Here is a 23,717-nt window from a genome sequence, read left to right as displayed (position 1 = left end):
GTCGGCTCCTCGGGTACACGGGGCACGGCACGATTGTCCGGGACGGCAGCCATACTGATCGTCACCGGCTCCCGGACGGCGCACCCGGCGTGCGCGGGGAAGACCGCGGGCCCCCGGACGAAGAACGAATGGATCGCGTGGACCTCACACCCCCCACCGGCGCCGTCGGCCGCCGCGCCGACGCGTACGCGACCGCGCCCCTGCTCAACTGCCTGCTGCGGGAGGTGGCCGAGCCGCTCCCGGACGACGGGGACCGGCGCGTGCACCGGCTGCCGGACGGACGGCTGCTGCGGGTGCGTGCCGGGCGGCGGCCCGCGGACCCCGAGGTGTACACGGCCGGGTCCTGGCGCCCGGTCGGCCACCCGGAGCTGGTCAAACTGGTCGCCGAGGAGCTGCGCCGGCACACCGGGCTGCCCGGCGGCGACCTGCCCGCCGAGATGCTCGACAGCCGGGAGGCGATCGCCGCCCTGCTCACCGCCCGCGCCCGGGCCACGGCACCCGCGGACCCGTATGTGCGCTCCGAGCAGTCCCTGCTCACCGGCCACCCCTACCACCCGGCGCCCAAGGCGCGCGGCGGCGGACCGGTCGCGTCCTGGCTGCCGTACGCCCCCGAGGCGCACGCCCGCTTCCCGCTGGTGCTGCTCGGCGTCCGCGAGGACCAGGTGGCAGAGGAGGGCGACACCCGCGCCCTGGACGCCCTCGGCACCGCCCCGCCCGGCTACCGGCTGCTGCCCGCCCACCCCTGGCAGCTCGACCTGGTCGCCCGCGACCTGGCCCCCGCCTTCGCCGACGGCCGGCTGCTGCGGCTCGGCACGACGGCGTCCGACGCCTGGCCCACGGCCGCCGTCCGCACGGTGTACGAGCCGCGCCGCGACCTGTTCCTGAAGTTCAGCCTGGACGTCCGCATCACCAACGACATCCGCCGGCTGTGGCGCCACGACCTGCACCGGCTCCGCCGCACGGACACCGCCGCCGGGCAGGCGTTCGCGGCGATGGGACCGCCCGCGGCCTGGCTGAGCGACCGCGGCTACCGCACCGCCGCCTTCGCCTTCGAGGAACTGGCGGTGCTGGTCCGCGACGGGCTGCGCGGCCACCTGCTGCCGGGCGCGACCCCGCTGCTCGCGGCCGGGCTCGCCGAGGGCTTCGAGGGCAGCCCGCTGGCCGCCGCCCCCGACCCGGCCGGCTGGTGGGAGGCCTATCTGCGCCAGGTCGTACCGCCCGCCCTGACCGCGTTCGACGCGCACGGGGTCGTCCTGGAGGCCCACCTGCAGAACACGCTCGTCGCCGTGGACCCGGCCGGCACGCCCGTGCAGGCCCTGTTCCGGGACGCCGAGGGCACCAAGCTGCTGCCCGACGTCACCCGGGCCGCCGGCTGGGAGCGGCTGGTGTACTGCCTGGTCGTCAACCACCTCGCCGAGATCGCCGGCGCCCTCGCCGACCAGCACCCCGGCCTCGACCCGTGGCCCGCCGCCCGCCGCGAACTCGCCCGGCACCCGCTGCCCGAGATCCCCGCCCTGCTCACCGCGCCCACCCTGCCCGGCAAGACCAACCTCCTGCTGCGCTGGACCGGCGCGGACGGCGCGGACGCCCGCTACCTGCCCCTGCCGAACCCGCTGGCCGACGCCTGACCTGCCGTACCCTGGCCGGTGTGCTGCGCGACGTGACTGCTGTTCGATACGTGACCCCGCTCCGGTCGGGCGGTTCCGTCCCCGGTGTCGTCGAGGCCGACGACCTCGGCACGTACGTCGTGAAGTTCACCGGCTCGGCGCAGGGGCACAAGGCGCTGGTCGCGGAGGTCATCGTCGGTGAACTCGCCCGCGCGCTCGGCCTGCGCTTCCCGGAGCTGGTCCTGGTGCACTTCGACCCGGCCGTCGCCGCCGCGGAACCGCACCAGGAGGTGCGCGACCTGCACAGCGCCAGCGCGGGCGTCAACCTCGGCATGGACTATCTGCCGGGCGCCGTGGACCTCACCCCGGAGATCGCCCGGGCCTTCCCGGTGGACCCGCTGGAGGCCGGCCGGATCGTCTGGCTGGACGCGCTGACCGTGAACGTCGACCGCACGGTGCACAGCTCCAACCTGATGGTCTGGCCCACGCTCGGCACCGCGCCGCCGCGCCTGTGGCTCATCGACCACGGCGCCGCCCTCGTCTTCCACCACCGCTGGGACACCACGGCCCCGGGCCGCAGGTACGACTTCCGGCACCACGCCCTCGGCCATTACGGCCCCGACGTGCGCGCCGCCGACGCCGAACTGGCGCCCCGCGTGACGGAGGAGCTGCTGCGCGGGATCGTCGCCGAGGTGCCGGACGCCTGGCTGGCCGAGGACGCCGGGTTCGCCACGCCCGACGACGTCCGGGACGCCTACGTCGGCTACCTCCTGGACCGGGTGCGGCTCTCGGCCGAGTGGCTGCCCACCGACTTCCCGAGCCGCGAGCAGCTCGCGGCCGAGGAGGCCGACCGCGCGGCGCGGAGCCAGGCGGGCCGCCCGGCCTGGCTGAAGCGGGTCCCGGACCTGCACGGCAAGCCGGCGGCGGAACAGGACTGGTCGGTGCACCTCGGATGACCCGTCGCCGAGCGGCCAGGGGAAGAACCCGGGCCGCTCGGAGCGTCCGGGCTCAGCCGCGCAGCTGCCGGTACGCCGGCAGGGTGAGGAAGTCGGCGTAGTCCTCGTCCAGGGACACCTTCAGCAGCAGGTCGTGCGCCTCCTGCCAGTGCCCGGCCGCGAAGGCCTCCTCGCCGATCTCCTTGCGGATGGCGTCCAGTTCCTCGGCGGCGACCGTGCGGGCCAGCTCCGGCGTGGCCTTGTCGCCGTTCTCGAACTCGACGCCGGCGTTGATCCACTGCCAGATCTGCGAGCGGGAGATCTCGGCGGTGGCCGCGTCCTCCATCAGGTTGAAGATGGCGACCGCGCCGAGCCCGCGCAGCCAGGCCTCGATGTAACGGATGCCCACCTGGACGGCGTTGACGAGACCGGCGTACGTCGGCTTCGCCTCCAGCGAGTCGATCGCGATCAGGTCGGCGGCCTCGACACGGACGTCCTCGCGCAGCCGGTCCTTCTGGTGGGGCTTGTCGCCCAGGACCTTGTCGAAGGACTCCATGGCGATCGGCACCAGGTCGGGGTGGGCGACCCAGGAGCCGTCGAAACCGTCGTTCGCCTCCCGGTCCTTGTCGGCGCGGACCTTCTCGAAGGCGACCTTGTTGACCTCCGCGTCCTTGCGGGACGGGATGAAGGCCGCCATGCCGCCGATGGCGTGCGCGCCGCGCTTGTGGCAGGTGCGGACGAGCAGTTCGGTGTACGCCCGCATGAACGGGGCGGTCATGGTGACGGCGTTGCGGTCCGGCAGGACGAACTTCGGCCCGCCGTCACGGAAGTTCTTCACGATGGAGAACAGGTAGTCCCAGCGGCCGGCGTTCAGCCCGGAGGCGTGGTCGCGGAGTTCGTAGAGGATCTCCTCCATCTCGTACGCGGCCGTGATCGTCTCGATCAGGACGGTCGCCCGGACGGTGCCCTGCGCGATGCCGAGGTGGTCCTGAGCGAAGACGAACACGTCGTTCCACAGGCGGGCTTCGAGGTGCGACTCGGTCTTCGGCAGGTAGAAGTAGGGGCCCTTACCGAGGTCGAGCAGCCGCTGGGCGTTGTGGAAGAAGTACAGGCCGAAGTCGACGAAGGCGCCGGGGACGGCGCGGCCGTCGGTGTCGACCAGGTGCCGCTCGTCCAGGTGCCAGCCGCGCGGGCGCATGACGACGGTCGCCAGCTCCTCGTTCGGGCGCAGGGCGTACGACTTGCCGGACCTCGGGTCGGTGAAGTCGATGCTGCGGGTGTAGGCGTCGATCAGGTTGAGCTGGCCGAGGACCACGTTCTCCCAGGTGGGCGCGGAGGCGTCCTCGAAGTCGGCGAGCCAGACCTTCGCGCCCGAGTTGAGCGCGTTGATGGTCATCTTGCGGTCGGTGGGGCCGGTGATCTCGACGCGCCGGTCGTTCAGCGCGGCCGGGGCCGGGGCGACCCGCCAGGAGTCGTCCGCGCGGATCGCGGCCGTCTCGGGCAGGAAGTCGAGCGTGGAGGTGCGGGCGATCTCGGCGCGGCGCTCGGCCCGGCGGGCCAGGAGTTCGTCACGGCGCGGGGTGAACCGCCGGTGCAGCTCCGCCACGAAGGCGAGCGCCGCGTCCGTGAGGACCTCCTCCTGCCGGGGCAGGGGCTCGGCGTCGACGATGGCCAGCGGGGACGGCGCTGGTGCGGACATGAGCTGTCACTTCCTTCAGCGGTGGCACCGGGTGCCTAGTGGCACGTATAGGGCAAAGAGCGCCGACTGTGCGGGCAGGCGCTTCTGATCAGTGGATAGTAGTTTCCTCATTGTGGAACTTCAATGGTTTGTTGATGTCGAGATTCTCCGGGTCGAGGCAAGGTGGCGCGGCGTGCCACCCCCTTCACTCAAGGTGGCTCAGGTCGGCCTCGGTGTCGATGTCGTACGGCTCGGCGACGTCCCCGCACTCCACGAGCCGGATCTCCGCCTCGTGCGCCTTCAGGTAGGCCCGCGCCCCGCGGTCCCCGGTGGCCGTCCCGGTGATGTCCGCCCAGTGCGCGGCGCCGAACAGCACGGGATGCCCGCGCACCCCGTCGTAGGCGGCCGAGACCAGCGATGTCCCGTCCGCGTACGCGCCGAGCACCCGGGTGACTGCGGCCGGTCCGATGCCGGGCTGGTCGACCAGGCTCACCAGGGCCGCCCGCGCCCCCGTCCCCGCGAGCGAGGCCAGCCCCGCGCGCAGCGAGGAGCCCATGCCCTCGGCCCAGTCCGGGTTGTCCACCAGCACGCAGCCGCCCAGTTCGGCCCGGGCCCGCACCTCGTCCGCAGCGGCGCCCAGCACCACGTGGATCCGCCCGCACCCGGCCGCGCGCAGCACCCCGACGGCGTGCTCGACCAGGGGCCGCCCCCGGTGCGGCAGCAGCGCCTTGGGGCGTCCGCCGAGCCGCCTGCCGCCGCCGGCGGCGAGCAGCAGCCCCGCGACCTCCCCCTGAAGATCCTGGTTGTCCGTCATGGCTCCTGCATACCCGACGGCGGCGGAACCGGACGGCTTTCCGGCGCCTATTCCGATGGGCTGAATTTCGGTCCGCCCTGTGGCGCTCCCGCACGGCGTGGCGTTTACTGACCCGCGCACGACGGCGTGTCAGGGGGGAGGGCTGTGTTGCGGAGCTTGGGGCAGAGGCAGAGGCCAGTGACCGGCAGCGGCGAGGACCCGAGAGTGGCGGAACTGCGGACCGCGGTGTCCCGGCTGCGCCGCGAACTCGCCGCGTTGCCGGCGGACTTCCCCGACCGGGCGATAGCCGAGGACGAGCTGGCGGCCCTGGCCGCGATGGCCGCCGGCGGCCTGCCGGAGATCCCGCGCCTGCGCAGCTCCCTGTTACTGATCGCCGGCGCCATAGGTTCGATGAGCGCACTGGCCCGGGGGCTGTCGCAGGTACGCGACGCCGTGGACCTGTTCGGCGAGCCGCCCCGGGGCTAGGGCGTGTCGTCCGGATCAGGCCGGGCTCGCGGGCCCTGGCACCGCGCCTCGCCGCGTTGCCGTCGGCTCCGCCATGGCGCCCTCCTCGCCTTGCGATGCACGGCACCGGACCCCGCTCCCTGATCCGGCGCCTGATCCAAAACGAAAGGCCCTCCAGGGGGTGTCTTCCGGATCATGTCGGCGCCCGGTGTCCGGCACGCACGTCCGCCGCGTTGCCGTCGGTTGCAGGTCCCCCCATCCTCGGCCGCGCTCGCGCGGGGGACCTCCTCGCGTCGGCGCCCTCCTCCGCCTGGCAGCGGCACGCGCCGGACCCGCTCGGGCCGGCTGATCGGGCACTGCTTCCGGCAGCCCCCCGATCCAGCGGGCGCCCCCTACGGGTTTCGTTCCGATCCGGCCGAAGGCCGTGAAGTCCGGTCGTCCGTCGGGCAGCCCGACGCCGACGGCAGGTCGCGGCACACCTGGTCCTGGTGGCACTGCGCCGCGGCCCCGCCGAAGACGGCGAGGCAGACCAGGACGGCCATGACGGCCTGGCCGGCAACGGTCACGAAGGCCCCGGCCCGCGCGGCGACCGCCGCCGCGGCGACGGCGAGGACCCCGACCCCGCCGGCCGCGGCCAGATAGCCCCACAGCGAGTCGGCGGTGACGGTCCCGTCCGGGTCGAGGTCGAACCCGGACAGCCACCAGAGCCCGAAGACCACCACCAGGGCGATCAGCTCCAGCACCACCAGCCCGCACCCGGCCCCGATGTCGGCACCCCGGGCCGCACGGCGGTGCGGCCCGGGACCCTCGGTGGCGTCGAAGGCCGGCGGGGCGGTGGGCAGGTCCATGCCCGCACCTTGCCCTCGCGGGCGGGGCGGGCGCATGAGTACGGGTACTCAGCCCGGGTCCGGGCGGGCCCCCGGATGACCCTGGCCCGGCTCCGGACCGGTCACCCGTGGTTCTGGCTGGCCAGCGCCGCGGACAGTTCGCGGGCGAGCTGCTGGAGCACCGGCACGATCTTCTCCGTGGCCGCCTCCGTCACCCGCCCCGCCGGCCCCGAGATGGAGATGGCCGCCGCCGTGGGGGAGTCCGGCACGGACACCGCGAGGCACCGCACGCCGATCTCCTGCTCGTTGTCGTCGACGGCGTATCCCAGGCGCCGTACGTCCTCCAGCGCCGCGAGGAAGCCCTCCGGCGTGGTGATGGTCTTCTCCGTGGCGGCCGGCATGCCCGTCCGGGCCAGCAGCGCCCGCACCTCGTCGTCCGGCACCCCGGCCAGCAGCGCCTTGCCCACCCCGGTGGAGTGCGGCAGCACCCGGCGGCCCACCTCGGTGAACATGCGCATCGAGTGCTTCGAGGGCACCTGGGCCACGTACACGATCTCGTCGCCGTCGAGCAGCGCCATGTTCGCCGTCTCGCCGGTCTCCTCCACCAGCCGGGCCAGGTACGGCCGCGCCCAGGTGCCGAGCAGCCGGGCCGCGGACTCGCCGAGCCGGATCAGGCGGGGGCCGAGCGCGTACCGCCGGTTGGCCTGCTGGCGGACGTAGCCGCAGGCGACCAGGGTGCGCATCAGCCGGTGGATGGTCGGCAGCGGCAGTCCGCTGGCCGCGGACAGCTCGCTCAGGCCCACCTCGCCGCCCGCGTCCGCCATCCTCTCGAGCAGGTCGAAGGCGCGCTCCAGGGACTGCACCCCGCCTGCGGCGGAGGGCTTGGCGGAGTCGGTGGTGCTGGCGCTGGACGTCGGCACGGCGCGTTCCTTTCGGGGCTGGCGGGAGGGGCAGAAGCCTACCCGGCACGCGGTTGACTCCCCGCTTGTGCATAGCTACCTTCTGCTTGCTGGAATTCTAATTCCGCTTTGTGGAAACGTCCAGAGCGGATGCTTCTGCCGTGCTGTCCAGAAGTGTGCCTCTTGACGGCGGGGGAGCGGGAGTGAAGACTCCTTCAACAGAACGTTGAAATCCGTTACGTGGGTGTACATCCCGTTTCCTGGACGTACGACGGCGGTAGAGAGAGGGGTTCGGGTGTCCGACGCTGAACTGGTGCTGCGCTCCACGCGCGTGATCACTCCGGAGGGGACGCGGGCCGCCACCGTCGCCGTGTCCGCCGGCAGGATCACGGCCGTCCTGCCGTACGACGCCGAGGTCCCGGCCGCGGCCCGGCTGGAGGACGTCGGCGACCACGTCCTGCTGCCCGGCCTGGTCGACACCCACGTGCACGTCAACGACCCGGGGCGCACCGAGTGGGAGGGCTTCTGGACCGCCACCCGCGCGGCGGCGGCCGGCGGCATCACCACGCTGATCGACATGCCGCTCAACTCCCTCCCGCCGACCACGACCGTCGAGCACCTGCGGATCAAGCGGGACGTCGCCCGCGACAAGGCGCACATCGACGTCGGCTTCTGGGGCGGCGCCCTGCCCGACAACGTCAAGGACCTGCGCCCGCTGCACGACGCCGGCGTCTTCGGCTTCAAGGCCTTCCTGTCCCCCTCGGGCGTGGACGAGTTCCCGCACCTCGACCACGACCAGCTCGCCCAGTCCCTGGCCGAGATCGCCGGCTTCGGCGGGCTGCTGATCGTGCACGCCGAGGACCCGCACCACCTCGCCGCCGCCCCGCAGCACGGCGGCCCCAGGTACGCCGACTTCCTCGCCTCCCGCCCGCGCGACGCCGAGGACACCGCCATCGCCGGCCTCATCGCCCAGGCCCGGCGGCTGAACGCGCGCGTGCACGTGCTGCACCTGTCCTCCGGCGACGCGCTGCCGCTGATCCGCGCCGCCCGCGCCGAGGGCGTGCAGATCACCGTCGAGACCTGCCCGCACTACCTCACCCTGACCGCCGAGGAGGTCCCGGACGGCGCCAGCGAGTTCAAGTGCTGCCCGCCCATCCGCGAGGCCGCCAACCAGGACCTGCTCTGGGAGGCCCTGGCCGACGGCACCATCGACTGCGTGGTCACCGACCACTCGCCCTCCACCGCCGACCTGAAGACCGACGACTTCGCCACCGCCTGGGGCGGCATCTCCGGGCTCCAGCTCAGCCTGTCCGCCGTATGGACCGAGGCCCGCAGGCGCGGCCACGGCCTGGAGGACGTCGTCCGCTGGATGTCCACGCGGACCGCCGCCCTGGCCGGTCTGGACGCGCGCAAGGGTGCCATCGCCCCCGGCCGGGACGCCGACTTCGCCGTCCTCGCCCCCGACGAGACCTTCACCGTCGACCCGGCCGGCCTCCAGCACCGCAACCGGGTCACCGCCTACGCCGGCAGGACCCTGCACGGCGTCGTGAAGTCCACCTGGCTGCGCGGCGAACGCATCGTCGCGGACGGCGCGTTCACCGAGCCGAAGGGCGCGCTGCTCAGCCGCCCCCGGTAAGCCACCCCCCGCACCCGCACCCGGCCGACTCCGGAAAGGACCCCCTGATCACCGTGACGGCGCTGCATCACACTTCACCGGCTCGCTTCACCGGCGACGCGAACCCCTACGGAGGCGGCGACCCGTACGCGGACTACCGCACCGCCGACTTCCCCTTCACCCAGTACGCCAACCTCGCCGACCGGCAGCTCGGCGCCGGTGTCATCGCCGCCAACGACGAGTTCTTCGCCCAGCGCGAGAACCTGCTGGTGCCCGAGCGGGCCGAGTTCGACCCCGAGCACTTCGGCCACAAGGGCAAGATCATGGACGGCTGGGAGACCCGCCGCCGGCGCGGCGCCTCCGCGGAGCACCCGTGGCCGACCGCCGAGGACCACGACTGGGCGCTGGTCCGGCTGGGCGCGCCCGGCGTGATCCGCGGGATCGTCGTCGACACCGCCCACTTCCGCGGCAACTACCCGCAGGCCGTCTCGGTCGAGGGCGCCTGCGTACCCGGCTCCCCGTCCCCGGAGGAACTGCTGGGCGACGACGTGAAGTGGACGACGCTCGTCCCGCGCACCGCCGTCGGCGGCCACGCGGCCAACGGCTTCGAGGTCACCGCCGAACAGCGCTTCACGCACCTGCGGATCAACCAGCACCCCGACGGCGGCATCGCCCGCCTGCGCGTGTACGGCAAGGTCGTACCCGACCCGGAGTGGCTCGCGGTCCTCGGCACCTTCGATGTGGTCGCCCTGGAGAACGGCGGCCGGGTCGAGGACGCCTCGAACCTCTTCTACTCCCCGGCCGCCAACACCATCCAGCCGGGCCGCTCCCGCAAGATGGACGACGGCTGGGAGACCCGCCGCCGCCGCGACCAGGGCAACGACTGGATCCGCTACCGGCTCGTGGCCCAGTCCCGGATCCGCGCGATCGAGATCGACACCGCCTACCTGAAGGGCAACAGCGCCGGCTGGGCGTCGGTGTCGGTCAAGGACGGCGAGAGCGGCGCGTGGACGGAGATCCTCCCGCGCACCCGCCTCCAGCCGGACACGAACCACCGCTTCGTCCTGCCGGAGCCGGCGGTCGGCACCCACGCGCGGATCGACATCTTCCCCGACGGCGGCATCTCCCGGCTGCGCCTGTTCGGCTCCCTGACCGAGCAGGGCGCGAGCGGTCTCGCCGCCCGCCACCAGGAACTGGGCGGCTGATCCTGCGCCCACGCGCGCGCGGGGCGCCCCGGCCGGACAGCACCGGGGCGCCTCGCGCGTCACCCGCACGGACCCCTGTCGCGGGCTGCCGGAACTCTTCCCTCCTCCTTTCGCGTTCTCCCCTCGTGACCCTTCAGCAAGAGATCGTCGGCAACGCCATGCAGATGGCGGTCGTCAACCTGAGCCCCGGCCAGACCGTGTACTGCGAGGCCGGGAAGTTCCTGTTCAAGACGGTGAACGTGACCATGGAGACCCGGCTGTCCGGCCCGTCTGGCAGCGGCGGGCAGCAGCAGAGCGGCGGCGGGGGCATGGGCGGCCTGCTCCGCCAGGCCATGGGGACGGCCATGCAGGCCGGCCAGCGCCTGCTCGCGGGCGAGTCGCTCGCCTTCCAGTACTTCACCGCCCAGGGCGGCGAGGGCACGGTCGGCTTCGCCGGCGTCCTCCCCGGCGAGATGCGCGCCCTGGAGCTGGACGGCACGCGCGCGTGGTTCGCCGAGAAGGACGCCTTCGTGGCCGCCGAGTCCACCGTCGACTTCGGCATCGCCTTCGCCGGCGGCCGCACCGGCATGAGCGGCGGCGAGGGCTTCATCCTGGAGAAGTTCACCGGGCACGGCACGGTGATCATCGCCGGCGCGGGCAACTTCATCGACCTGAACCCGGCGGACTTCGGCGGCCGCATCGAGGTCGACACCGGCTGTGTGGTCGCCTTCGAGGAGGGCATCCAGTACGGCGTCCAGCGCGTCGGCGGCCTCAACCGGCAGGGCATCATGAACGCCGTCTTCGGCGGCGAGGGCCTGTCCCTGGCCACCCTGGAGGGCAACGGCCGGGTGATCCTGCAGTCCCTCACCATCGAGAGCCTCGCAGCCGCCCTGAAGAAGGCCCAGGGCGGCGACAAGCAGGGGCCGACCGGGGGACTGTTCTCCACCCACGCCGGCTGAACCGATGAGTTCCGGCGGGTGCGGGGTCCGGCCCGATGACAGCGGACCCCGCAGCCGGAAGAAGGCACCCGCCATGGGCAACCTCGGCTCCACGATCTTCGTCACCCTCGACGGCGTGTACCAGGCGCCCGGCGGTCCCGAGGAGGACACCCGCGACGGCTTCGAGCAGGGCGGCCGGAGCTTCCCGCTCGCCGACGACGACTTCGGCCGGTTCGTCACCGGCCGCCGCACGTACGACATCTTCGCCTCCTACTGGCCGAAGGTGACCGACCCCGGGCACCCGATCGCCGGCAGGCTCAACGCCCTGCCGAAGTACGTCGTCTCCCACTCCCTCCGCGCACCCGCGTGGCCCGGCACCACCGTCGTCCCGGGCGACCTCGCCAAGGAGGTCACCGCCCTGAAGGAGCGCACGGACGGCGAACTCCAGATCCACGGCTTCGCCCTGGTCCGCTCCCTGCTGGACCTGCGGCTCGTCGACACCCTGCACCTGCTGACCTTCCCGGTCGTCCTCGGCCACCGGCTCTTCACCGGCGGCGCAGTCCCCCACGACGTGGGAGACGGCCCCGAGTACGGCACCTTCGAACTGCCCGAGGAGGACCACGGAGCCTCCGGCGACGCGAACGGAGGGGGACCCGGGCCTGCGTAGGGCTTGCCGGCTTCGAGCCGGCCGGTGTTCAGCAGGTGCGCAGGTGCACGCCGGGCGGTACCAGGGCGCGCAGAGGCCCGGTCCCCTGTCGGTGGAAGCCGGCTCTGGCCGAAGATCGTCGACGCCGGTACGGTGAGCGCGATCCGTGCGAGCCGTCGATGTCTCCGCACCCCCCTCGGAGACCGGGAGAGCCGCACCCATGTCCTCGCTCGCCGTGCCCGCCGCGCTCGCGCCCCGCCGGGCCTGGCACACCGACCTGCCCGTCCTGCTCGTCGCGGTGTGCTGGGGCGCCAGCTACCTCGCGGCGAAGGAGATCACCACCGCCCGCACCGTGCTCGCCGTCCTGGTGCTGCGGTTCGCGCTCGCGCTGCCCGCCCTGGCCCTCGCCGGCCGCCGCGCCCTGCGGGCGCTGACCGGCGCCCAGTGGCGCGGCGCGGCCCTGCTCGGGCTGATCCTCGCCGGGATCTTCCTGCTGGAGACGTACGGGGTGGTGCACACCTCGGCGACCAACGCCGGCCTGATCATCAGCCTCACCATGATCGTCACCCCGCTCGCCGAGGCCGCCGCCACCCGCACCCGGCCCACGCCGTCCTTCCTCGGCGCGGCGGCCCTGGCGGTGCTGGGCGTCGTCCTGCTCACCCAGGGCGCCGGCTTCACCCGGCCCTCCCTCGGCGACCTGCTGATGCTGCTCGCCGCGCTCGCCCGCACCCTGCACGTCCTCGCCATGTCCCGGATCAGGGCCGTGCAGCAGGCCGGCGCACTGCCGCTGACGACGGTCCAGCTCGGCATCGCCGTCGCCGTCTTCGCCCTGCTGTCGGCCGCCGGCGGCGGCCCCGCGCCCTGGACGGTCGCGACGGACCTCGGCACCCGGCAGTGGGCGGGGCTGCTGTTCCTGTCGGCCCTGTGCACGGTGTTCGCCTTCTTCGTGCAGATGTGGGCCGTCCGCCGCACCTCGCCGTCCCGGGTCAGCCTGCTGCTCGGCACCGAGCCGCTGTGGGCCGCCGGTGCCGGTATCGCACTGGGCGGCGACCGGCTCGGCGCGCTCGGCCTCGCGGGCGGTGCGCTGGTCCTCGCGGGCACCGCGTGGGGCCGCCGGTCGGCAGGTTAACTCCCCGAAAACTCCTCGGTCTTGAAAGGAAAATCTTCAACCTTGACGTTGACATGTCAACGTCTACGCGCGTCATGATTGTGGGCATGAGATTCCCCCCACGCGCCACCCGCATCGGCGCCGCAGCCGCGCTCCTGTCCGCCCTCCTCGTGGGCGGCACCGTCACCGCCACCACCGCGGACGCCGCGGCCGCGTCGGCCGGCAGCATCTGCTACAGCGACCTGCCGTCGCAGGCCCACGACACCCTGCGCCTGATCGCCGAGGGCGGCCCCTACCCCTACGCGCAGGACGGGGTCGTCTTCCAGAACCGGGAGGGCGTCCTGCGCACGCAGCCGTCGGGTTACTACCACGAGTACACGGTCAAGACCCCCGGCTCCTCCACCCGCGGTGCCCGCCGCATCGTCACGGGCGAGGAGTACGAGGAGGACTACTACACCCCCGACCACTACGCCACGTTCGACCTGGTCGACTTCGGCTGCTGACCCACCGGTGCCGGGGGCCGCGGGTCAGCCGGGCCTGCGGCTCTCGGCGGCGGCGAACAGGGCCAGCGCCAGCACGATCAACGCGATGCTCGCGTAGATCCGGTAGCCGTCGAGGACGCCCCACCGCAGGGTGATGCCCCAGCGCAGCCTGCCCGTGATCTCGTACACCAGACCGCCCGTGCCCTGCACCAGGGCGAGAAACCCGAGGAACTCCAGCAAACGCTTCATGGCACGACTCTCGCCCCGCGGCCTCCCCCCAGCCATCGGCCACGGGGCGAGCGCACGGTGCCGAAAGGCCGCGCCCCGGTCGGCGGCCGGCCGACGAAAGTCCGCCACGGTGCGACTTTGGTCGACGATCCCGGTCGTCCGGTAGGCGATCGCGGGCACGGGACGACGACACCGCGCCATCGGTGCGTAGATTTGCCGACCGTGAGCGAAGACGAACGGGCGCGGGCGCCGCATGAGTTCGCGGGACGCCGCTGGCTGTTCCCGTCCGCACTGGTCCACGAACTGGACCCGGACGCCGCGGCCTCCGGCCGGCGGCCACGGCGCACCGCGCGCGACTGGGTGGTCGACTTCTTCTGCTTCCTGCTGGCCGTGTTGATCGGCCTGCTCAGCGCGGACACCCTGCGGCACGAGGACCTACCGGACGGCTACGCCGCTCTGGACCAGGTGCTCGGCGCGCTCGCCTGCGGCGCGGTGTGGCTGCGGCGCCGGTGGCCGGTCGGCCTCGCCGTGGCGATGGTGCCGGTCGCCTTCCTGTCGAACACCGCGGGCGGCGCGGGCGTGGTCGCCCTGTTCACGCTCGCCGTGCACCGGCCCCTCCGGTACGTGGCCTGGGTGGGCGGGGCGTCCGCGGCGCTGCTCCCGGTCTTCTTCTGGCTGCGGCCCGATCCCGACGTGCCCTACGCCGGGGCGGTCGCCTCGGGCGTGCTGCTCACCGCCGCGATGGTCGGCTGGGGCATGTTCGTACGGTCCAAACGGCAGCTCATGCTGAGCCTGCGCGACCGCGCCCGGCACGCGGAGACCGAGGCCCGGCTGCGGGCCGAGCAGGCGCAGCGGCTGGCCCGCGAGGCCATCGCCCGCGAGATGCACGACGTGCTCGCCCACCGGCTCACCCTGCTGAGCGTGCACGCGGGTGCCCTGGAGTTCCGGCCCGACGCGCCCCGCGAGGAGGTCGCGCGGGCCGCCGGGGTGATCCGGGAGAGCGCCCACGAGGCGCTGCAGGATCTGCGGGAGATCATCGGGGTGCTGCGGGCCGGCGAGGCCGACGAGCCGTCCGGCGGGCGTCCCCAGCCGACGCTGGCCGCGCTGCACGCCCTGGTCGCCGAGTGCCGCGAGGCCGGCATGAAGGTCACCCTCGACCACGGCGTCGCCGACCCGGCCGCCGTCCCCGCCTCCGTCGGCCGCACCGCCTACCGCATCGCCCAGGAGGCCCTGACCAACGCCCGCAAACACGCCCCCGGCACCGAGGTCACGGTCCGCCTCGCCGGCACCCCCGGCGACGGCCTGACGGTCACGGTCACCCATCCCGCCCCACCCGCCGAGGCGCCCCCCGTCCCCGGCTCCGGCCAGGGCCTGATCGGTCTCACGGAACGCGCCACGCTGGCCGGGGGACACCTGCGCCACGGCACACGCCCCGACGGGGGCTTCGAGGTACGGGGGTGGCTGCCGTGGCCCCGCACCTGAGCCCGGCCCGCACCGGACACCGTCCGGGAGGCGGCCCTGGGCCGTTGCCCCCGTCCCGCGTCCCCGCCCGTGATTACGTAACCCCATGACTGCGACGCCGATCAGACTCCTCCTCGTGGACGACGACCCCCTCGTACGCGCCGGCCTGGCGCTGATGATCGGAGGGGCCGAGGGCATCGAGATCGTCGGGGAGGCCGCCGACGGTGCGCAGGCCGAGGAACTCGTGCGGCGGACCCGGCCGGACGTGGTGCTGATGGACATCAGGATGCCGTCGGTGGACGGGATCACCGCGACCCGGCGGCTGCGCGCGCGGCCGGACGCGCCGCAGGTCGTGGTGCTGACCACCTTCCACGCCGACGAACAGGTGCTGCACGCCCTGCGCGCCGGCGCCGCCGGCTTCGTGCTCAAGGACACCCCGCCCGCCGACATCGTCGACGCCGTCCGCCGGGTCGCGGCCGGCGACCCGGTCCTGTCGCCCGCCGTCACCCGGCAGCTCATGCGGCACGCGGCCGGCAGCGCCGCCGACTCCCGGCAGACCCGCGCGCGCGAACGGCTCGCCGTCCTCAACGACCGCGAACGCGAGGTCGCCGTCGCCGTCGGCCGCGGCCTCGCCAACGCCGCGATCGCCGCGGAACTCTTCGTCAGCGTGGCCACCGTCAAGGCCCACGTCTCCCGCATCCTCGCCAAACTCGGCCTCGACAACCGCGTCCAGATCGCCCTGCTCGCCTACGACGCGGGACTTCTCCAGGACGGGCACTGAACCGGCGCCGCAGACGTTGACCCTGCACCGGGACGTACCCGGTGTGCCTCGGGGGAGTCCGGAAGGGGAGCGATGGACAGGCGACACGTGGTCGATCTGGGGGAGTTCGGGGAGGCGTTCCGCCGGGATCCCCATCCGGTGTACGCCCGGCTGCGCGAGCGGGGCCCCGTGCACCGGATCCGGATGTCGGGAGCGGACGAGGACTACGAGAGCTGGCTCGTCGTGGGGTACGAGGAGGCCCGCGCCGCCCTGGCCGACCCGCGGCTGGCCAAGGACGGCAGCAAGATCGGCACGACCCCGCTGGACGAGCAGCTGATCGGCAAGTACCTGCTGGCCGCCGACCCGCCCCAGCACACCCGGCTGCGCGGCCTCGTCGCGCGCGCGTTCACGATGCGCCGGGTGGAGCAGCTGCGCCCCCGCATCCAGCAGATCACCGACCAACTGCTCGACGAGATGCTGCCGCACGGCCGCGCCGACCTCATCGAGTACCTCGCCTACCCGCTGCCCCTCACCGTCATCTGCGAGCTGCTCGGCGTCCCCGAGGTGGACCGCACGGAGTTCCGGAAGATCTCCACGGGAGTGGTCGCACCGGCCGACGCGGAGACCGAGCGTGAAGCGGTGGTCCGCCTCGGCGAGTACCTCACCGAGCTGATCGAGGACAAGCGCTGCGCGGGACCCTCCGGCGACCTGCTGAGCGACCTGATCCGCACCACCGCCGAGGACGGCGACCGGCTCTCCGCGAGCGAGCTGCGCGGCATGGCCTTCCTGCTCCTCATAGCCGGCCACGAGACCACGGTGAACCTGATCGGCAACGCCGTTCTCGCCCTGCTCACCCACCCCGCGCAACTGGCCGCCCTGCGCGCCGACACGACCCTCCTGGACGGCGCGGTGGAGGAGGCGCTGCGCTGGGAGGGCCCGGTGGAGAACGCCACGTTCCGGTACGCCGCCGAGCCCCTGGAGATCGGCGGCACGGCGATCGCGCAGGGCGACCACGTGCTGATCGGCCTCACCGCCGCCGACCGCGACACCGCCCGGTACGCCGTGCCGGACACCTTCGACATCCGCCGCGACACCCGCGGCCACCTCGCCTTCGGCCACGGCATCCACTACTGCCTCGGCGCACCCCTGGCCCGTCTGGAGGGCCGTATCGCGATCGGCACCCTCCTGGAGCGGGCTCCCGGGCTCGCCCTGGACGGCGAGCCGGGGGAGTGGCTGCCCGGCCTGCTGATGCGCGGCGTGCGCAGCCTGCCGGTGCGCTGGTAGCGGTGCGCGGCGGCCACCCCGGCGGGGACGGCGTACGGCCCCCGGCCCTACGACGGCCCCGCGCCGCCGCCCGGGATCTCCGCGAGCGGCACCGGGCGCCGCTCGCGGCGGGAGCGTTCGCAGGCCTCGGCGATCCGCAGCGCCTGCAACGCCTCCCGGCCGTCGCAGGGGTTGGCCCGCTCGCCGCGCACGACCTCCACGAAGGCGTTCAGCTCGGCCTCGTACGCGGGCCCGAACCGTTCCAGGAACCCCGTCCACGGCTTGTCCGCGGGCGGCGGCCCGCTCGGCTCGGTGGACGCGAGGGGCGTACGGTCGTCCAGGCCCACCACCGCCGTGTCCCGCTCCCCGGCCAGCTCCATGCGGACGTCGTACCCGGCGCCGTTCAGCCGGGTCGCCGTCGCCGTGGCCAGGGTGCCGTCGTCCAGCGTGAGCAGCGCCGCGCCCGTGTCCACGTCCCCGGCCTCCCGGAACATCGCGGGACCGCCGTCCGAGCCGGTGGCGTACACGTCGGCCACCTCCCGGCCGGTCACCCAGCGCAGCACGTCGAAGTCGTGGATCAGCGTGTCCCGGAACAGCCCGCCGGACAGCGGCAGCCACTCGGCCGGGGGAGGGGACTGGTCGCAGGTCATGGCCCGCACGGTGTGCAGCCGGCCGAGCCGGCCGCTGCGCACGGCCTCCCGGGCGCCGGCGTAACCCGCGTCGAACCGCCGCTGGAAGCCCATCTGCAGGACCGTCCCGGCCGTCTCCACCTCGGCGAGCGCGTGCAGTGTGCCCGGCAGGTCCAGCGCGATCGGCTTCTCGCAGAACACCGGCAGCCCCGAACGGGCCGCCCGGCCGATGTACTCGGCGTGGGCCGCCGTCGCCGTGGTGATCACCACCGCGTCCACGCCCCAGCGGAAGATCTCGTCCACGCCCGGCGCCGCCGTCTCGCCCAGCCGGTGCGCCAGCTCCTGCGCCCGCGCCGGCTCCGCGTCCGTCAGGATCAAGGACCCCACCTCGCGGTGACGGCTGAGCGTCCTCGCGTGAAGGGTGCCGATGCGGCCCGTACCGATGACCCCGATGCGCATGGAAACAAAGTGAGGGCGGACCCCGTACCCTGTCAATGTGTATGTCCGGACAATCGGACTACACAACTTCCCGTCAACCAGGCACGGGGCTACGCTCGGGCCCGTGCCGAAACCAGATGTGGACCCGACCGTGTCGCTCGACCTCCGTGTGGACCGTAGCTCCCCGGTGCCCCTGTACTTCCAGCTGTCCCAGCAGCTGGAGGCCGCCATCGAGCAGGGCAGCCTCACCCCGGGCAGCCTGCTGGGCAACGAGATCGAGCTGGCCGCGCGGCTCGGCCTGTCCCGGCCGACCGTCCGGCAGGCCATCCAGTCCCTCGTCGACAAGGGGCTCCTCGTCCGGCGCCGGGGCGTGGGCACCCAGGTCGTGCACAGCCAGGTCAAACGCCCCCTGGAACTGAGCAGCCTCTACGACGACCTGGAGGCGGCCGGCCAGCGCCCCGCGACGAAGGTCCTGGTCAACACGGTCGTCCCGGCCTCCGCCGCGGTCGCCGCCGCGCTCGGCGTCACCGAGGGCGGCGACGTCCACCGCATCGAGCGGCTCCGCCTCGCGCACGGCGAACCGATGGCGTACCTGATCAACCACCTGCCCCCGGGCCTGCTCGACCTCGGCACCGACCAGCTGGAGGCCACCGGCCTGTACCGGCTGATGCGCTCGGCCGGGATCACCCTGCACAGCGCCCGCCAGTCCATCGGCGCACGCGGGGCCACGGCCGCCGAGGCCGAGCGGCTCGGCGAGGCCGAGGGCGCCCCGCTGCTGACCATGCAGCGCACCACCTTCGACGACACCGGCCGCGCCGTGGAGTTCGGCGACCACACCTACCGGCCGAGCCGCTACTCCTTCGAGTTCCAGCTGCTCGTACGCCCCTGATCGGCCGACCGTCTTCGTCGCAATGTCCGGACAATGCGACCCGAGTGGGCTGCCCGGTCATGTCATGGGTGTTCCCCGTGTTCGATACTGGAGCGTTTGGGGCCGCTGATGCGATCGACGGCCCCTTGCGTCTGTACGAACACGGCAAGAAGGGCACGGCCTCGTGGCACGGTTTCGGACCTGGGTAGGCATAGCGCTGGCGGGGGCACTCTCCGTGTCCCTGGCGGGGTGCAGCAGCACCGGCGGCAAGCGGGCGGAGGACGCCCGCAAGGCCGCCGCCGCCCAGGGCAGGGCGGCGGTGAACACCCCCCGCTGGACCTTCGCGATGATCACCCACTCCGGGGACGGCGACACCTTCTGGGACATCGTGCAGAGCGGTGCGAAGCAGGCCGCCGTCAAGGACAACATCAACTTCCTGTACTCGCACGACGACGAGGCCCAGCAGCAGGCCCAGCTGGTGGACGCGGCCGTGGACAAGAAGGTCGACGGCATCATCGTCACCCTCGCCAAGCCGGACGCCCTGAAGGCCGCCGTGGCCCGCGCGGAGAAGGCCGGCATCCCGGTGATCACGGTGAACTCCGGCTCCGCGGAGTCCAAGGCGTTCGGCGCCCTCACCCACATCGGCCAGGACGAGACCGTCGCCGGCGAGGCGGTCGGCGACGAGCTGAACGAGCGCGGCAGGAAGAAGGCCCTGTGCGTGCTGCACGAGCAGGGCAACGTCGGCCACGAGCAGCGCTGCGACGGTGTCGCCGAAACCTTCCGCGGCACGCTGCGCAAGCTCTACGTCAACGGCACCAACATGCCCGACGTGCAGTCCGCGATCGAGGCCAAGCTCCAGGCCGACCGGTCCATCGACTCCGTCGTCACCCTCGGCGCGCCCTACGCCGACACCGCCGTGAAGGCGCGGACGGACGCGGGCAGCAAGGCCGAGATCGACACCTTCGACCTGAACGCCAAGGTCGCGGCCTCGCTGGAGGACGGCACCCTCGGCTTCGCCGTGGACCAGCAGCCGTACCTCCAGGGCTACCAGGCCGTCGACCTGCTGTGGCTGTACAAGTACAACGGGGATGTCCTCGGCGGCGGCAAGCCGGTCCTGACCGGCCCGCAGATCGTCACCAAGGACCAGGCGTCCGCGCTGGCGGAGTACACCGAGCGGGGCACCCGATGAGCGCGGTCACGGACGAGAACCTGCGTGACGAAAGGATTCTGCAGACCTCTCCGCTGCGGAAGCTGCTCACCCGCCCGGAACTCGGCTCGGTCGTCGGCGCCCTCGCCGTCTTCGTCTTCTTCGCCGTCGCCGCCGACGGCTTCCTGCGTGCCACCAGCCTCAGCACGGTCCTCTACGCCTCCTCGACCATCGGCATCATGGCCGTACCCGTGGCCCTGCTGATGATCGGCGGCGAGTTCGACCTCTCGGCGGGCGTCCTGGTGACCTCGTCCGCGCTGGTCTCCTCGATGTTCAGCTACCAGATGACCGCGAACACCTGGGTCGGCGTGGGCGTGTCCCTGCTGGCCACCCTCGCGATCGGCGCCTTCAACGGCTTCATGCTCACCCGCACCAAGCTGCCCAGCTTCATCATCACGCTGGGCACCTTCCTGATGCTGACCGGCATGAACCTCGGCTTCACCAAGCTGATCGACGGCACGGTCTCCACCAAGACCATCGCCGACATGGAGGGCTTCCCCAGCGCCCACGCCGTCTTCGCCTCGACGATCCGCGTCGCCGGCGTCGACGTCAAGGTCACCATCCTGTGGTGGCTGGGCCTGGTCGCCCTGGCCTCCTGGATCCTGCTGCGCACCCGCACCGGAAACTGGATCTTCGCCGTCGGCGGCAACGAGGACGCGGCCCGCGCGGTCGGCGTCCCGGTCGCCAGGACCAAGATCGGCCTCTACATGGGCGTCGCGTTCGGCGCCTGGATCTCCGGCCAGCACCTGCTGTTCTCGTTCGACGCCGTCCAGTCCGGCGAAGGCGTCGGCAACGAACTGATCTACATCATCGCGGCCGTCATCGGCGGCTGCCTGATCACCGGCGGCCACGGCAGCGCGATCGGCTCCGCCGTGGGCGCCCTGCTGTTCGGCATGACCAGCAAGGGCATCGTCTTCGCCGAGTGGAACCCCGACTGGTTCAAGTTTTTCCTCGGAGCGATGCTGCTCCTCGCGACCCTGCTCAACGCCTGGGTCCGCAAGCGCGCGGAGGCGACCAAGTGACACTCGTGGAGCTGACCGACGTCAGCAAGCACTACGGCACCGTCCGCGCCCTGGAAGGGGTCTCCCTGGAGGTCCGTGCGGGCGAGATCACCTGCGTCCTCGGGGACAACGGCGCGGGCAAGTCGACGCTGATCAAGATGATCGCGGGCCTGCACCGGCACGACGGCGGCACCCTGCGCATCGACGGCGAGGAGACGACCCTCTCCTCCCCGCGCGAGGCCCTGGACCGGGGCATCGCCACGGTCTACCAGGACCTGGCCGTCGTCCCGCTCATGCCGGTCTGGCGCAACTTCTTCCTCGGCTCCGAGCCCCGCAAGGGCGCCGGCCCCTTCAAGCGCCTCGACACCGATCTGATGCGCCGCACCACCCGCGAGGCGCTGCTCCGCATGGGCATCGACCTCCGGGACGTCGACCAGCCCATCGGCACGCTGTCGGGCGGTGAGCGCCAGTGTGTCGCCATCGCGAGGGCGGTCCACTTCGGTGCGAAGGTCCTGGTCCTGGACGAGCCGACGGCGGCACTGGGGGTGAAGCAGTCCGGTGTGGTCCTGAAATATGTGGCGGCGGCACGGGACGAGGGCCTGGGCGTTGTCTTGATCACCCACAATCCGCATCACGCGTATCTGGTGGGTGACAGGTTTGTGCTGCTGAGGAGGGGCGCGATGGTGGGCAACTACACACGGGACGACATCACGCTGGACGCATTGACCCAGCAGATGGCCGGCGGCTCCGACCTGGACGCTCTGCGCCATGAACTGCGCAGGAGTTGAGGGGCGCGGGACCGTGTCGGGGTGCGGCTCCGCCGCGTGGGCGCGAGCAACCACAACGCACCTGCACCCGCCGTCGGACGCGCACTCCTCCCCCCTGCCCCGCGCAGCACCCGGCGTGAGCGTGCGGCACAATCAAGGCCGATGAGCACCTACCGCGACCTCACCGCCCCCATCGGCTCCCGCCGAGCCCCGGTCCTGCGCACCGTGGGCACACGAGAGCGCCGGTCACACCTGACCGCACCCCGTGTGCCCACCGTCGGCATCGACATCGGCGGCACCAAGGTCATGGCAGGCGTCGTGGACGCCGACGGCAACATCCTGGAGAAGCTCCGCACGGAGACCCCGGACAAGTCCAAGAGCCCCAAGGTCGTCGAGGACACCATCGTCGAGCTGGTGCTGGACCTGTCCGACCGGCACGACGTGCACGCGGTCGGCATCGGCGCCGCCGGCTGGGTCGACGCCGACCGCAACCGGGTCCTGTTCGCCCCCCACCTGTCCTGGCGCAACGAACCCCTGCGCGACCGCATCGCCGGCCGACTCGCCGTGCCGGTCCTGGTGGACAACGACGCCAACACCGCCGCCTGGGCCGAGTGGCGCTTCGGCGCCGGCCGCGGCGAGGACCACCTGGTCATGATCACCCTCGGCACCGGCATCGGCGGCGCCATCCTGGAGGACGGCCAGGTCAAGCGGGGCAAGTTCGGGGTCGCCGGGGAGTTCGGCCACATGCAGGTCGTGCCCGGCGGGCACCGCTGCCCGTGCGGCAACCGCGGCTGCTGGGAGCAGTACAGCTCCGGCAACGCACTGGTGCGCGAGGCGCGCGAGCTGGCTGCCGCCGACTCGCCGGTGGCCTACGGGATCATCGAGCACGTCAAGGGCAACATCCACGAGATCACCGGCCCGATGATCACCGAGCTGGCCCGCGAGGGCGACGCGATGTGCATCGAGCTGCTCCAGGACATCGGCCAGTGGCTCGGCGTCGGCATCGCCAACCTCGCCGCCGCCCTCGACCCCTCCTGCTTCGTGATCGGCGGCGGCGTCTCGGCCGCCGACGACCTGCTCATCGGCCCGGCCCGGGACGCCTTCAAGCGCCACCTCACCGGCCGCGGCTACCGGCCCGAGGCCCGCATCACCCGCGCCCAGCTCGGCCCCGAGGCGGGCATGGTGGGCGCCGCCGACCTGGCCCGGCTGGTCGCCCGCCGGTTCCGCCGGGCCAAGCGGCGCCGCGTGGAGCGCTACGAGCGCTACGAGCGGTACGTCCAGTCCTGCCGCGACCAGGACAGCGCATGACGCCGTCGCTGCCCCACCAGGGCGGCCCGCGGGACGAGCCCCGGCGGCCCGCCGAGGACTCCCGGCACAAGGCCCGGCGCCGGGCGCTCACCCTGCTGATCATCGTCCTGCTCATCGGCGTCCCGGCCGGCTACCTGGTGATCTCCGCGAACCAGAGCCGCAACAGCGGCAAGGACAAGGAGGCGAAGTACTCGGCCACCGGCCTCACCCCGGACTGGCCCTCGAAGGTGCAGCGCCGCCTGTACCAGGTGACCGTCCCGCACCCCGCCGACGACATCGCCTCCTACGAGACGAACAACTGGAAGACCAGCCGCCTCTACGTCCAGTTCCGCACCAATCCCGCGGGCCTGGACAGCTTCCTGGAGGCCATGGGCGTCCGCCGGGAGCAGCTGAAGAAGGACGAGATCGCCGTCGGTGAACGGGACCGGAAGGTCAGCGGCTGGACCTTCGGCGGACCGGGCCCCTGGTGGGGCCTGACCCACGAGCAGAAGAACCCGGCGCCCACCCAGGACGTGGTCGTCAACCTGTCCGACCCCGAGCATCCGATGGTGTTCGTGGTCTCCCGCACGGTGCCGTAGCCCCGGGACCGCACCGGCCCCGGAGCCGACTG

Annotated in this window: 24 protein-coding genes; 18 read left to right on the top strand and 6 right to left on the bottom strand. The window is 72.9% G+C overall.

Going from position 1 to position 23,717, the window contains the following annotated elements; all coding sequences use genetic code 11:
* The first annotated feature begins 128 nt into the window (after window positions 1-128).
* On the top strand, window positions 129-1,628 hold the full coding sequence (locus tag ACIP4Y_RS09270; protein ID WP_401389888.1) for an IucA/IucC family protein: 1,500 nt from the start codon (window positions 129-131) through the stop codon (window positions 1,626-1,628).
* Between the two features lie 20 nt (window positions 1,629-1,648).
* The gene (locus ACIP4Y_RS09265; protein ID WP_401389885.1) at window positions 1,649-2,563 is read left to right on the top strand and encodes a HipA family kinase; all 915 of its coding nucleotides are present in this window, start codon (window positions 1,649-1,651) and stop codon (window positions 2,561-2,563) included.
* A gap of 52 nt (window positions 2,564-2,615) precedes the next feature.
* On the opposite strand, the gene aceB is transcribed toward ACIP4Y_RS09265, so the two are convergent.
* Together aceB and ACIP4Y_RS09255 are read right to left on the bottom strand one after the other, a co-directional pair.
* Window positions 2,616-4,241: a malate synthase A gene (gene aceB, locus ACIP4Y_RS09260; RefSeq protein WP_401389882.1), complete on the bottom strand. Its 1,626-nt coding sequence runs from the start codon at window positions 4,239-4,241 to the stop codon at window positions 2,616-2,618.
* 184 nt (window positions 4,242-4,425) lie between these two features.
* Complete coding sequence (locus tag ACIP4Y_RS09255) at window positions 4,426-5,034, bottom strand: NTP transferase domain-containing protein (protein ID WP_401389879.1); 609 nt, start codon at window positions 5,032-5,034, stop codon at window positions 4,426-4,428.
* A gap of 144 nt (window positions 5,035-5,178) precedes the next feature.
* Here ACIP4Y_RS09255 and ACIP4Y_RS09250 point away from each other — a divergent pair, with 144 nt between their 5' ends.
* Window positions 5,179-5,499, top strand: coding sequence for a DUF5955 family protein (locus ACIP4Y_RS09250; protein ID WP_401389877.1), 321 nt, complete (start codon window positions 5,179-5,181; stop codon window positions 5,497-5,499).
* A 371-nt stretch (window positions 5,500-5,870) separates the two neighbouring features.
* Here ACIP4Y_RS09250 and ACIP4Y_RS09245 read toward each other — a convergent pair whose 3' ends face one another.
* Both ACIP4Y_RS09245 and ACIP4Y_RS09240 read right to left on the bottom strand, forming a co-directional pair.
* Entirely contained in the window at window positions 5,871-6,326 is a 456-nt protein-coding gene (locus tag ACIP4Y_RS09245) for a DUF6234 family protein (protein ID WP_401389874.1), read from the bottom strand.
* A gap of 101 nt (window positions 6,327-6,427) precedes the next feature.
* Window positions 6,428-7,225 carry an IclR family transcriptional regulator gene (locus ACIP4Y_RS09240; RefSeq protein ID WP_401389871.1) on the bottom strand — a complete coding sequence of 266 codons (798 nt, stop codon included), beginning with the start codon at window positions 7,223-7,225 and terminating at the stop codon, window positions 6,428-6,430.
* Window positions 7,226-7,499: 274 nt separating this feature from the next.
* Here ACIP4Y_RS09240 and allB point away from each other — a divergent pair, with 274 nt between their 5' ends.
* From allB to ACIP4Y_RS09210, 6 genes are all read left to right on the top strand, one after another.
* Window positions 7,500-8,840 carry an allantoinase AllB gene (gene allB, locus ACIP4Y_RS09235; RefSeq protein WP_401389869.1) on the top strand — a complete coding sequence of 447 codons (1,341 nt, stop codon included), beginning with the start codon at window positions 7,500-7,502 and terminating at the stop codon, window positions 8,838-8,840.
* Window positions 8,841-8,893: 53 nt separating this feature from the next.
* The gene (alc, locus tag ACIP4Y_RS09230) at window positions 8,894-10,024 is read left to right on the top strand and encodes an allantoicase (protein ID WP_401389866.1); all 1,131 of its coding nucleotides are present in this window, start codon (window positions 8,894-8,896) and stop codon (window positions 10,022-10,024) included.
* A 125-nt stretch (window positions 10,025-10,149) separates the two neighbouring features.
* Window positions 10,150-10,962 carry an AIM24 family protein gene (locus ACIP4Y_RS09225; protein WP_401389863.1) on the top strand — a complete coding sequence of 271 codons (813 nt, stop codon included), beginning with the start codon at window positions 10,150-10,152 and terminating at the stop codon, window positions 10,960-10,962.
* 73 nt (window positions 10,963-11,035) lie between these two features.
* Window positions 11,036-11,608 (top strand): dihydrofolate reductase family protein, encoded by a 573-nt coding sequence (locus ACIP4Y_RS09220; protein ID WP_401389860.1) that lies wholly within the window; start codon window positions 11,036-11,038, stop codon window positions 11,606-11,608.
* 199 nt (window positions 11,609-11,807) lie between these two features.
* Window positions 11,808-12,716: a DMT family transporter gene (locus tag ACIP4Y_RS09215; protein ID WP_401389857.1), complete on the top strand. Its 909-nt coding sequence runs from the start codon at window positions 11,808-11,810 to the stop codon at window positions 12,714-12,716.
* Window positions 12,717-12,802: 86 nt separating this feature from the next.
* Window positions 12,803-13,198 carry a ribonuclease domain-containing protein gene (locus ACIP4Y_RS09210; protein WP_401389855.1) on the top strand — a complete coding sequence of 132 codons (396 nt, stop codon included), beginning with the start codon at window positions 12,803-12,805 and terminating at the stop codon, window positions 13,196-13,198.
* A gap of 24 nt (window positions 13,199-13,222) precedes the next feature.
* On the opposite strand, the gene ACIP4Y_RS09205 is transcribed toward ACIP4Y_RS09210, so the two are convergent.
* Window positions 13,223-13,426 carry a hypothetical protein gene (locus ACIP4Y_RS09205; protein WP_401389852.1) on the bottom strand — a complete coding sequence of 68 codons (204 nt, stop codon included), beginning with the start codon at window positions 13,424-13,426 and terminating at the stop codon, window positions 13,223-13,225.
* Window positions 13,427-13,627: 201 nt separating this feature from the next.
* Here ACIP4Y_RS09205 and ACIP4Y_RS09200 point away from each other — a divergent pair, with 201 nt between their 5' ends.
* The 3 genes from ACIP4Y_RS09200 to ACIP4Y_RS09190 all read left to right on the top strand — a co-directional run bounded on the left by ACIP4Y_RS09200 (window position 13,628) and on the right by ACIP4Y_RS09190 (window position 16,910).
* Window positions 13,628-14,887 carry a sensor histidine kinase gene (locus ACIP4Y_RS09200; protein ID WP_401389849.1) on the top strand — a complete coding sequence of 420 codons (1,260 nt, stop codon included), beginning with the start codon at window positions 13,628-13,630 and terminating at the stop codon, window positions 14,885-14,887.
* An 85-nt stretch (window positions 14,888-14,972) separates the two neighbouring features.
* Window positions 14,973-15,647, top strand: coding sequence for a response regulator (locus tag ACIP4Y_RS09195; protein WP_401389846.1), 675 nt, complete (start codon window positions 14,973-14,975; stop codon window positions 15,645-15,647).
* 72 nt (window positions 15,648-15,719) lie between these two features.
* Complete coding sequence (locus tag ACIP4Y_RS09190; protein WP_401389843.1) at window positions 15,720-16,910, top strand: cytochrome P450; 1,191 nt, start codon at window positions 15,720-15,722, stop codon at window positions 16,908-16,910.
* Window positions 16,911-16,957: 47 nt separating this feature from the next.
* Here the strand turns inward: ACIP4Y_RS09190 and ACIP4Y_RS09185 are convergent, their stop codons facing one another.
* Window positions 16,958-17,977, bottom strand: a complete 1,020-nt coding sequence (locus tag ACIP4Y_RS09185) for a Gfo/Idh/MocA family oxidoreductase (protein WP_401389840.1) — start codon at window positions 17,975-17,977, stop codon at window positions 16,958-16,960.
* A gap of 130 nt (window positions 17,978-18,107) precedes the next feature.
* Between ACIP4Y_RS09185 and ACIP4Y_RS09180 the strand changes: the two genes are divergently transcribed.
* The 6 genes from ACIP4Y_RS09180 (at window position 18,108) to ACIP4Y_RS09155 (ending at window position 23,685) form a co-directional block, all read left to right on the top strand.
* Window positions 18,108-18,845 carry a GntR family transcriptional regulator gene (locus ACIP4Y_RS09180; protein WP_401390656.1) on the top strand — a complete coding sequence of 246 codons (738 nt, stop codon included), beginning with the start codon at window positions 18,108-18,110 and terminating at the stop codon, window positions 18,843-18,845.
* Between the two features lie 163 nt (window positions 18,846-19,008).
* Window positions 19,009-20,013, top strand: coding sequence for a sugar ABC transporter substrate-binding protein (locus tag ACIP4Y_RS09175; RefSeq protein ID WP_401389837.1), 1,005 nt, complete (start codon window positions 19,009-19,011; stop codon window positions 20,011-20,013).
* Window positions 20,010-21,053 carry an ABC transporter permease gene (locus ACIP4Y_RS09170; protein ID WP_401389834.1) on the top strand — a complete coding sequence of 348 codons (1,044 nt, stop codon included), beginning with the start codon at window positions 20,010-20,012 and terminating at the stop codon, window positions 21,051-21,053. Before ACIP4Y_RS09175 ends, ACIP4Y_RS09170 begins: the two co-directional genes overlap by 4 nt.
* Entirely contained in the window at window positions 21,050-21,820 is a 771-nt protein-coding gene (locus ACIP4Y_RS09165) for an ATP-binding cassette domain-containing protein (RefSeq protein WP_401389831.1), read from the top strand. Before ACIP4Y_RS09170 ends, ACIP4Y_RS09165 begins: the two co-directional genes overlap by 4 nt.
* Window positions 21,821-21,961: 141 nt before the next feature.
* A complete protein-coding gene (locus tag ACIP4Y_RS09160; RefSeq protein ID WP_401389828.1) occupies window positions 21,962-23,107 on the top strand; it encodes an ROK family glucokinase in 1,146 nt (381 codons plus the stop codon).
* Window positions 23,104-23,685: a sugar kinase gene (locus ACIP4Y_RS09155; RefSeq protein WP_401389825.1), complete on the top strand. Its 582-nt coding sequence runs from the start codon at window positions 23,104-23,106 to the stop codon at window positions 23,683-23,685. Before ACIP4Y_RS09160 ends, ACIP4Y_RS09155 begins: the two co-directional genes overlap by 4 nt.
* The last annotated feature ends 32 nt before the right edge of the window (window positions 23,686-23,717 follow it).

The sequence above is a fragment of the Streptomyces sp. NPDC088810 genome, assembly GCF_044750305.1.
Taxonomy (GTDB): Bacteria; Actinomycetota; Actinomycetes; order Streptomycetales; family Streptomycetaceae; genus Streptomyces.
Note: the sequence above shows the minus strand (reverse complement) of the source record. Positions and strands in the feature narration are given on the sequence as shown.